The sequence below is a fragment of the Mesobacillus selenatarsenatis SF-1 genome, assembly GCF_000813125.1.
GTDB classification, from domain to species: domain Bacteria; phylum Bacillota; class Bacilli; order Bacillales; family Cytobacillaceae; genus Mesobacillus; species Mesobacillus selenatarsenatis.
In genome coordinates, this window is the sequence record NZ_BASE01000119.1 from 20,206 (window position 1) to 27,758 (window position 7,553).

Below are 7,553 nucleotides of genomic sequence, written 5' to 3' on the forward strand. Positions count from 1 at the left end.
TCACTTTTTTGCTGTTATGAGGAGTTTTAGATTGGAATGTATAAAACCTTCAGTTTGTGCAAGCAGCAAAGTTTACGAAAAGAGCCTACATAAAAGAAACCTAAAAGGGATAACTTATGTTTGTTCTATTTTCAGACTAGAGGTGAAAACATGGAGTGGTTTGGTCACAGTAATCAAGACTTCGATTTCGATATGTTTTCTGCGAGTCATTATACGATATTGGTTATCTGTGTTTTGGTTAATACTTTCATTTTCGCTAACCGAAAAAAATTAAGTGATGAAAGATGGAGGAAAGCGGAGCTGGTAACAGCATTGTCCTTAATCTTGATTGAGATCACCAATCATCTTTGGATGTACAAGCATGCTGTCTGGAAATTAGGCCGGTCAATGCCCCTGGAATTATGCAATATAGGTCTTCTGCTTGCGATTGGATTATTATTGACCAGGAAGAAGATATATTTCGAGCTTTTATTTTTCATTGCTTTATTAGGGGCAACACAAGCCATCATCACGCCTGCATTAACTTATGATTTCCCCCATTTCCGCTTTTTTCACTTTTTTTATGCACATCTGATGATTGTGTGGGTAACCCTTTATTTCCTATGGGCAAAAGGTTATTACCCAACATTCAGTTCTGTAATAAAAGTTGTTCTATTTATCAATCTGCTGTTGCCAGCGATCCTGTTCATTAATAAGGCAGCTGACGGAAACTATTGGTTTTTACGCCATAAACCAAAAAGTCCTAGCTTCATGGATTTACTCGGACCTTATCCATGGTACATTTTATCTTTGGAAAGTTTATTGGTCTTTTTAAGTTTAATCGTATGGCTCTGTTTACGAATCTGGCTAAAAGGAGATAAAAGAACTTCTTTTTCAGAGTCCTGAACTTTCTTTTTGTGACCCGTTTTTTCCTGTGATTCCTTGACCGGGCACATATCACTTCTTTATGTGACCGGTTTTGTCCTGTCCTCCCCAGACCGGGCACATATCACTTCTTTATGTGACCGGTTTTCTCCTGTCCTCCCCAGACCGGGGACATATCACTCAATTAAATTAATTAAACATATATCTTTGTGAACACCAAAATGCACTTTTCAGGATACCTGGAGTATTTACGACCTTTTAAAGAAATAAAAAAGCTCGTGGAAGAAAACTTCTCCACAAGCTGTTAGACATTCACATATATTAAAGTTGTTTTTTAATGAACTCAAGCGTTTTATCAATGATCATTTGCTGGTCGTTGTCCAGGGTAGCCACGTGGTAGCTTTCTTTCATATGATAAATCTCTTTTGTTTCTGAGCTGATTAGATTGTAAATGGTTCGTGAATTATCAGGCGGGACAACATGGTCTTCGTCTGAAACAAAAATTAAAGCTGGACAAATAACCTTCGAAAGATTCTCTTTTACAGTTTTCATAAATGGCAATATTTCTTTAATGGATTGAACCGGGGTTTTTTCGTATGCAAGCTCCGTTACTCCCGGCTTCTTGATGTCAGAACCGATAGCATCAAGGAATCTTGTTCCTTCTAGCTGGAGAACTGGCTCCATTGCTGGTATTTCAATAGCCGCATTAATCAGGACAATTCCTCTGATCTCCTGATATTTTTCAGCCATATACAAGGTCAGCGTTCCGCCCATTGAAAGGCCAGTCACAAAAATCTTATCACAACGCTCTTTTAACCATTGAAACCCTTCTTCTATCGATGCAAGCCAATCATGATATGTTGTTTGTTCCATGTCTTCATGATGTGTACCATGACCTTTCAATCGAGGTCCGCAAACGGTATAACCCTCAGCAGCATATGCCTCACCCAGGGGCCGTATACTCTGTGTAGAACCAGTAAAACCATGGGATACTAATATACCTACAGAATTCCCCTCAAAATAAAACGGTTCGGCGCCTTCAAGAACTGGATAACTTTCTGCCATACTCATTTCCCTCCAATCTTAAATACCACATTAAAAGGTTTCGACTGGGCCTTTCGAAAACCCTCCCTGCGTGAATAAACTTTTAAAATGAAAAAACACAGCGAACGTTGAATTCGCTGTGTTGCTTTCTTATTCCATCCATTCTGTGTGGAAGATTCCTTCTTTATCAATGCGCTGATAAGTATGGGCACCGAAATAGTCGCGCTGGGCCTGAATCAGGTTTGCCGGCAATGTTTCTGTTCTATAGCTGTCAAAGTATGAAAGTGCAGCAGAGAAGCTTGGCACAGGAATTCCGTTCATGACGGCGGCTGAGATAATTTCACGTAACGACTGCTGGTAGCTATCTGCTATTTCCTTGAAATATGGATCGAGCAGCAGGTTTTTCAGGTTCGGATCGCGGTCATATGCTTCCTTGATTTTTTGCAGGAACTGCGCTCTGATAATGCAGCCTCCACGGAAGATCATCGCGATATCGCCATAACTCAAATCCCATCCATACTCTTCGGACGCCGCTCTCATTTGCGCGAAACCCTGTGCGTAAGAACAAATTTTGCTCAAGTAAAGAGCCTTGCGGATTGATTCAATGAATGCCTCACGGTCACCATTGAATGGCTTTGATTCTGGTCCAGAGAGTACTTTACTAGCTTCCACTCGCTCTTGCTTCATTGCAGAGATAAAGCGGGCAAAAACAGATTCTGTGATGATTGGCAGCGGCACTCCAAGATCAAGCGCACTCTGGCTTGTCCATTTTCCAGTACCCTTTTGGCCAGCAGTATCAAGAATCATGTCAACAAGTGGCTTGCCTGTCTCATCATCTTTCTTTGTAAAAATATCAGCCGTTATTTCGATCAAATAGCTGTCAAGCTCACCTTTATTCCATTGTGCAAAAACTTCGTGCAGCTCGTCAGCTCTTAATCCAAGAACATGCTTCAACATGAAATAGGATTCAGAAATCAGCTGCATGTCGCCGTATTCGATTCCGTTGTGGACCATTTTCACATAATGGCCTGCTCCATCCGGACCAATGTACGTCGTGCATGCTTCACCATTAACTTTTGCAGATATATCCTGAAAAATCGGCGCAACCAGGTCATATGCTTCTTTTTGTCCGCCAGGCATGATAGAAGGCCCGTGAAGTGCTCCTTCCTCCCCGCCTGATACACCGGTACCGATGAAGTGAAGCCCAAGCTCGCTCAATTCCTTGTTCCGGCGCTGAGTATCAGCAAAATATGTATTACCACCGTCAATGATGATATCCCCCTTTTCCAGATGAGGCTTCAATTGCTCGATTGTCGCGTCCGTCGCTGCGCCAGCTTTGACCATCAAAAGGATCTTTCGTGGTTTTTCAAGCGATTGAACAAACTCCTCAATCGTAAAAGTTCCGACGATATTCTTGCCTTTCGTTTCCTCAAGCATTTCATCCGTCTTTTCCCTCGATCGATTATATACAGATACAGAATAACCCCTGCTTTCGATATTCATCGCCAGGTTTTTCCCCATGACAGCGAGACCAATGACACCGATTTGCTGTTTTGACATAGTTCTGCTTCCTCCTTTATGAAACTGTTTTTTAAAATCATACACATTAATTTAACAAGGTACATATGAGGTTGCAAACAATCTGGTTTGTTCCTCTTTATTTTGACTTAAGCTGAAGTTGATAAACCTCCATTAAAAATCTTTTCTCTCACTTTCATTACTTCTTCTGCGGTTCTGGAGGAAATCCTTATTAAAACTCGTCCCTGCCCCAGTATTCTCCTTAGTCGTAGGCTTTTTCACCTGTGAGCCAGCACTCTCAATGATATTTTTGCCGTATTTCTCACGTAACTGGCTCATCGTATTGATTAGTGGTTCCTTTTTCGCATCCTGCTCATAAGAGAATAGGTCGAGCTGCTTGACTGCTTTGTCCGCTTCAAGCAAGTCGGTGCCCGTAATCCCTAGCAGGCGGATAGGGTCTCCATTCCAGTGCTTCAGAAAAAGCGTTTTGGCTGCCGCGGCTATTTCGTCCTGCTTTGATACAGGATTCTGCAGTTTCTGGCTTCGGGTGATTGTCTTCCTGTCCTTGAATCGGATCATTACACTAATGGTTGTGGCGACCGCTTCCTTCCTCTTCATCCTGGCAGCTACTTGCTCCGACAGTCTATCAAGAACTTTCAGGAGCTCATGCTGATTCGAAATATCACGTGGCAGTGTAGTCGAATTGCCGATGCTTTTAAAATCGTACACAGAATCCGGATCCACTTGGCGCTTGTCCTGGCCATTAGCTCTTTCTTTCAATTTTAATCCATTGATGCCTAGCAGACCTTTAAGCTGGATTTCATTTGCTGCCGCCAATCCGCCGATTGTATCGATTCCAATACTTTTTAGTTTGTCCGCTGTTTTTGTTCCTACTCCATGCATTTCCCCAACCTCAAGCGGCCAGAGGGCCTTAGGGATGTCGCGCTTTCTTAATACGGTAATCCCCATTGGCTTTTTCATGTCCGATGCCGTTTTCGCCAGGAATTTATTAGGCGCAACACCTATGCTGCACGGCAAGTCAAGCTGCTCAAGGATTCTTTTCTGGATGCTTTCAGCAATCTCCAGAGGCGCTCCGAGATCGGAGCACTCCGTTATATCCATATATCCTTCATCTATTGAAACGGGTTCGACAACCTCTGTGTACTGCCGCAAAATATCGAACATGGCAGCAGATGCGGTACGGTATCTGTCAAAATTCGGTTTTTTTATGATTAACTCCGGGCAAAGCTTTTTGGCTTCCCATAAAGGCATGGTTGTCCGGACGCCGAATTTTCTCGCTTCATAGCTGCAAGTGACAATGATTCCGCGTCTTTCTTCTGGATTGCCGGCAATCGCCAGTGGCTTGCCTTTCAAATCTGAATCGTAAGCCATTTCTACTGAGGCATAGAAGCTGTTCATATCTACATGCAAAATGACTCTGCCCTTTTTTGGATACATTTCTTTCATGATCCCACTTCCCAAATATACGTTCCCTCTTAGTTTAACAAAAAAGGGGCTTCAACACTTGCAAGAAGAATGATTAACATGAAAAAGCAGCACTTATGAACTTTTTGTGAAGATTTGATAAAACCTTTAAGATTGCGTATAAAAAACCGATAAATAATTATAAGGACAAAGTAAAGACGGAGGAGTATAGTATGCAACATTGGTCTATTGGAAGAAAGTATGCAAGCGTTTTCGCATTTATTATGGTCATTTTTCTGGCCAGCTTTATTTATTTATCAACGGTCTTAACTAATCTCCAAGGCGCAATTAATCTTGCTGAGGAAAAAAGTGATTATGCAATCATGATTAGTGAAATGGGGGCTGCTTTCCGCCAGAAATATATAATTATAACGGACTACATAACAGAACCAAAGCCTGAACTTCTTACAGCGTATGAAAAAGAGACAGAGCAATTTAGTGCTTCATCGAAAAAGCTGCAAGAATATGTGAAATCTGAAGAAGCAAAAACTTTACTTACTGCAATAATCAAGATCGATCAGCATATGGATAAAGTTTGGGAAGAAGACATCTTAATGACAGTCTCAGAATTCCAGCAGAACTTTGAACAGGTTGATATTTATACCCAAATCAGTTTGACGAACAAAGCAGAAACAATTCGTGATATGAACATCGAAAAGTTAAATGCTATCAGGATAACGATCCTTGATGATAGAACCAAAATCATGAAGGAAACCCACTCTTCAATAGCTTCGATGATCCGTAACACTTTTATCCTTATAATAATTGCATTCATTATTTCATCTGTTGCCATGTACTTTGTTTCCCGCAACATCAGCAAGAGTCTTAAAAATGTAGTTGCATACTGCAAAAAACTCGCTGCCGGTGAATTAAATGTGCAAGCATTGGAAGCCAAGAGCAAGGATGAAGTCGGCCAAATCATTTTGGCAATGAACCAATTATCAGGAAACTTGAAGGCATCCATTTCAAGTATTATTGCGTCTTCTAACCAGGTAAATGAAATGTCGAGAAATTTAAAACTCAATGCTGAAGCTACGACTGAAGCCAACAATGAAATAACAACATCCATCATGCAGGTGGCATCTTCATCTGACGAACAAGTGAAAATTTCTGAAAGAACAAATAAAGCGGTTGAAAATGTCTCTTCCCAATTAATTGAAGTAACCGGTTCATTAAAAGAGACGCTGTATACAACCTCTAGTACAAAGAATAAAATCGAGGAAGGCAAACAGTATGCGGTTAACGTTACTGAACAGATGGATCAGATCAATGGAAAAGTGTCCGAGTTAGCGAATGTGATTCATTCTCTGAAAAACAATTCTCAGGAAATCCATAGAATTATTGAAATCATTACCGATATTTCAAATCAAACTAACTTACTCGCTTTGAATGCAGCAATTGAAGCAGCCAGGGCCGGTGAGCACGGAAAAGGGTTTGGAGTCGTCGCCCAGGAGGTTCGCAAACTCGCTGAACAGTCAGCTGGTGCAGCAGACAGTATCCGCACCATCCTTGAGCAGACTGGCAAAGAAACAAACCAGGCTGTAAGCGTCATGGATGAAAGCCAGGCAACCGTACTAAAAGGCAATGAACTTGTGGAGAAAGTAGCCACAATTTTCGCGGAGATTGCTCAATCAATAGAGGAAGTAAGCTCAAATGGCAACACGGTAAGCGATGCAGTCTTCAATGCTAATGAAAAGATGGAATCCATGGCACAGTCTGCCAATGAAGTGATAACCGCATCCTCAAGATCCGCGCTATTCCTTGAGCAGGTAGCAGCGACAACAGAAGAACAGAATGCAACGATGCAGGAGCTTTTGGAATCATCCAGCAAACTATCAAGCATGGCCGAAGACCTGAGAAAGTCATTCTCCAGTTTTAAGCTCTAGACGAAGACAAGCTGACCTCATGAGGTCAGCTTGTTTATTATTTTACCGACGAACGTCTCTAGTTATGTAACTCTTGCTTTTGATTTTGCATATACTCCTTTATTTCTTTGATACCTTCAAGTGTTTGGATCAATCTCTGAGGGTCGATCAACATAATCATTCGTTTATCAAAATTCGCTACACCTGTTATGAAGCTTGTCTTTTGATAAGCGATTAGGCCCGGCTGCTTGAGGTTCTCCGCAGGAATTTCAAGAATTTCCTTCGCATCCCTTACAAGGGCTCCGATTGAAAGTTCCGCCGTCTCTATTACAATCAGCCTGGTTTTTTCTTCAACTTGAATATCCCGGTTGTACAGCACCTTTTCCAGGTCAATGACCGGAATCAACTCTCCCCTTACCTTCGTTATGCCTGTTACATAATCAGGCATATGCGGGATCGTTGTCATCCCTTCCATTTTTTCAATGGAAACTACATAAAGAATCGGAAATGCATATTCTTCATTCCCCGCTTGAAAAACTACAGTCTTATTGCTCTCAGCCATGTGAGTCCACATCCTTTATAAATTTCTTTCTATCACTCTATTTATGTAGATTAATTGGTTCACTGATGAATGATGTAATTGATATGAAGGACATTCTAAGTATTATATCGGATTCAAAAAGGTCACCTTTAGGATTTTTGATTCATGAGCATGTTTTAATTGACATTTTGATTTCATGTTTCTTCCAAAATGTCCATTAAACCTTGTTTATTGGA

At 41.3% G+C, this 7,553-nt stretch carries 6 protein-coding genes; 2 read left to right on the top strand and 4 right to left on the bottom strand.

The genetic code is table 11. The annotated features are described in order from the left end of the window. The first annotated feature begins 150 nt into the window (after positions 1-150). Positions 151-885: a YwaF family protein gene (locus TY49_RS21505; protein WP_041967957.1), complete on the top strand. Its 735-nt coding sequence runs from the start codon at positions 151-153 to the stop codon at positions 883-885. 300 nt (positions 886-1,185) lie between these two features. On the opposite strand, the gene TY49_RS21510 is transcribed toward TY49_RS21505, so the two are convergent. The 3 genes from TY49_RS21510 to TY49_RS21520 form a co-directional block, all read right to left on the bottom strand. After that, on the bottom strand, positions 1,186-1,929 hold the full coding sequence (locus TY49_RS21510; protein ID WP_041967958.1) for an alpha/beta hydrolase: 744 nt from the start codon (positions 1,927-1,929) through the stop codon (positions 1,186-1,188). Positions 1,930-2,058: 129 nt separating this feature from the next. Continuing rightward, entirely contained in the window at positions 2,059-3,468 is a 1,410-nt protein-coding gene (gene gnd, locus TY49_RS21515; RefSeq protein WP_041967959.1) for an NADP-dependent phosphogluconate dehydrogenase, read from the bottom strand. 132 nt (positions 3,469-3,600) lie between these two features. After that, positions 3,601-4,893 carry a DNA polymerase IV gene (locus TY49_RS21520; protein ID WP_041967965.1) on the bottom strand — a complete coding sequence of 431 codons (1,293 nt, stop codon included), beginning with the start codon at positions 4,891-4,893 and terminating at the stop codon, positions 3,601-3,603. 191 nt (positions 4,894-5,084) lie between these two features. Here TY49_RS21520 and TY49_RS21525 point away from each other — a divergent pair, with 191 nt between their 5' ends. Beyond that, positions 5,085-6,797 (top strand): methyl-accepting chemotaxis protein, encoded by a 1,713-nt coding sequence (locus tag TY49_RS21525; protein ID WP_041967960.1) that lies wholly within the window; start codon positions 5,085-5,087, stop codon positions 6,795-6,797. Positions 6,798-6,855: 58 nt separating this feature from the next. Here TY49_RS21525 and TY49_RS21530 read toward each other — a convergent pair whose 3' ends face one another. After that, positions 6,856-7,338 carry a chemotaxis protein CheW gene (locus TY49_RS21530; protein WP_041967961.1) on the bottom strand — a complete coding sequence of 161 codons (483 nt, stop codon included), beginning with the start codon at positions 7,336-7,338 and terminating at the stop codon, positions 6,856-6,858. Between the last annotated feature and the right edge of the window lie 215 nt (positions 7,339-7,553).

Excerpts from the sequence above, each read along its gene's own strand:
- TY49_RS21505 (WP_041967957.1), top strand. The coding sequence starts at position 151 with ATGGAGTGGTTTGGTCACAGTAATCAAGACTTCGATTTCGATATGTTT.
- TY49_RS21510 (WP_041967958.1), bottom strand. The coding sequence starts at position 1,929 with ATGGCAGAAAGTTATCCAGTTCTTGAAGGCGCCGAACCGTTTTATTTT.
- gnd (WP_041967959.1), bottom strand. The coding sequence starts at position 3,468 with ATGTCAAAACAGCAAATCGGTGTCATTGGTCTCGCTGTCATGGGGAAA.
- TY49_RS21520 (WP_041967965.1), bottom strand. The coding sequence starts at position 4,893 with ATGAAAGAAATGTATCCAAAAAAGGGCAGAGTCATTTTGCATGTAGAT.
- TY49_RS21525 (WP_041967960.1), top strand. The coding sequence starts at position 5,085 with ATGCAACATTGGTCTATTGGAAGAAAGTATGCAAGCGTTTTCGCATTT.
- TY49_RS21530 (WP_041967961.1), bottom strand. The coding sequence starts at position 7,338 with ATGGCTGAGAGCAATAAGACTGTAGTTTTTCAAGCGGGGAATGAAGAA.